At 75.1% G+C, this 1774-nt stretch carries 3 protein-coding genes; 1 reads left to right on the top strand and 2 read right to left on the bottom strand.

The genetic code is table 11. From position 1 onward, the window contains the following. Nucleotides 1-110: 110 nt before the first annotated feature. Complete coding sequence (locus ACFVHO_RS40580; RefSeq protein WP_385725563.1) at nt 111-548, top strand: SRPBCC family protein; 438 nt, start codon at nt 111-113, stop codon at nt 546-548. 15 nt (nt 549-563) lie between these two features. Here the strand turns inward: ACFVHO_RS40580 and ACFVHO_RS40585 are convergent, their stop codons facing one another. Both ACFVHO_RS40585 and ACFVHO_RS40590 read right to left on the bottom strand, forming a co-directional pair. Continuing rightward, nucleotides 564-1304 carry a class I SAM-dependent DNA methyltransferase gene (locus ACFVHO_RS40585; RefSeq protein ID WP_385725564.1) on the bottom strand — a complete coding sequence of 247 codons (741 nt, stop codon included), beginning with the start codon at nt 1302-1304 and terminating at the stop codon, nt 564-566. A gap of 111 nt (nt 1305-1415) precedes the next feature. Further along, complete coding sequence (locus ACFVHO_RS40590) at nt 1416-1706, bottom strand: hypothetical protein (protein WP_385725565.1); 291 nt, start codon at nt 1704-1706, stop codon at nt 1416-1418. Between the last annotated feature and the right edge of the window lie 68 nt (nt 1707-1774).

The following is a 1774-nucleotide window of genomic DNA, read 5'->3' on the forward strand; positions in this document are numbered from 1 at the left end:
CCCCCCCCCCCCCCCCCCACGCCCCGGGCCACGCGGCGCACTCGGCCCCGCCGTTGCCGCTCCGCCGTGGCCCGGCCCGTTCCGCGCCGCCCGCTGCCTACGATCTCCCCATGGCCCTCTTCCGCGTCGAACGCGCCACTCCGCTCAGCCCGGCCGAGGCCTGGCGGCGGCTGACGGACTGGGAGCGGCACGGCCGGGTCGTGCCGCTGACCCGTGTCACCGTCTCCGGTGGCCTGCCGCAGGGCGTGGGCACCGTCTTCACGGCGCGCTCCGGGGTCGGGCCGGTGGCGTTCGACGATCCGATGGAGGTCACCGTCTGGCGGCCGCCGGACACGGCGGAGAGCGGGCTGTGCCGACTGGTCAAGCGCGGTGCCGTGGTGACGGGTTGGGCCGAGATCGAGGTGCGGTCGCACGGGCGGGGGGCGCTGGTGGTCTGGCGGGAGGAGCTGCGGATCCGCCGGCTGCCCCGGGCCCTGGACCCGGTGGTGGCGCGGGTGGCCGCGCGGGTCTTCGGGCGGGCGGCCGGGGCGCTCCTGGCTTCGCCGTGAGGACCCGGTCGGCGGTCAGTCGAGGGGCTTCTCCCACACCGACACGTGCTTGGCGCTCTCGCCGGTGAACGGCGTCCGCGACCACTCCTCCCACCGGTCCCGCAGCCGCAGCCCGGCGAGCCGGGCCATCAGGTCGAGCTCGGCCGGCCACACGTACCGGAACGGGACGGACCAGTGCTCGGCGCGGCCGTCGGTGATCGTCACGTAGTTCGAGCTCATCGCCTGGGTGGCGACGTCGTAGGTGTCGAACGCCCACTCCGTCGGGCCGATGCGGAACGGCACGGCGGTCTGGCCGGGCGGCAGGAGGCGCAGGTCCGGTACGCCGACCTCGACGACGAAGGTGCCGCCGGGCAGCAGATGGTCGGCGGCGTTGTGGAAGCAGGCGACCTGGGCGTCCTGCGTGGTGAGGTTGTTGATCGTGTTGAAGACGAGGTAGGCGACCGTGAAGGCGCCCGGCACGCGGGTCGAGGCGAAGTCGCCGATGGTGACGCCGACGGCGTCGCCGCCCGGCTTGTCCTTCAGGCGGGCCGCCATCGCGCGGGACATCTCGATGCCGTGGACCGGGACGCCGCGGGCCGCGAGCGGCAGCGCGATCCGGCCGGTGCCGATGCCGAACTCCAACGCCTGCCCGTCACCCGCCAGTTCGGCGAGCAGGTCGACCGGCGGGTCCACGGCCTCGGGCCGGAACATGTCCGCCGAGGACTCGTCGTAGGTGGCCGCGATGTCTTCCCCGAAGTATCCGTCCTCATCAGGCATCCCAGGAACGTAACTCCTGGGATGCCCGGGGCGCGCGGGAATTTCTGCGAGGTTCGGGCACGGGACCGCGGCGCCTTCTCCGCGTTCTCCGAAGGCCCGGTCCTCCTGGGCTCAGGCGCGCAGTGCGGTGTCGAGGGCGCGGATGAACTCGCCCACGCGCCCGCCGCCGGAGGGTGCGGCGGGCAGGCGGCCGAGGACCGCGCCGACCGCTGCCGGTGCGTGCCGGCACGCCCACTCCAGGGTGTCCGCGCCGACGCGCGGGTCGTCCCCGGCGACCAGTTCGTCCGCCCGCGCCGCGTGCGCCGCCGCGCCGACGATGTGCTTCACCTGGTGAGCGCTGGCCTTGGGGTGCAGGAAAGCGGCCGCCGCCGCGTTGCTCGCCCACCACGCGGCGGCGGCCACGGCGGGCGACTCCGCCTCCTACGCCGCCTTGAACGCGGCCCACGCGCACAGCCCCAGATCGGTCGTGC

The sequence above is a fragment of the Streptomyces sp. NPDC127108 genome (assembly GCF_042677545.1).
Taxonomy (GTDB): Bacteria; Actinomycetota; Actinomycetes; order Streptomycetales; family Streptomycetaceae; genus Streptomyces.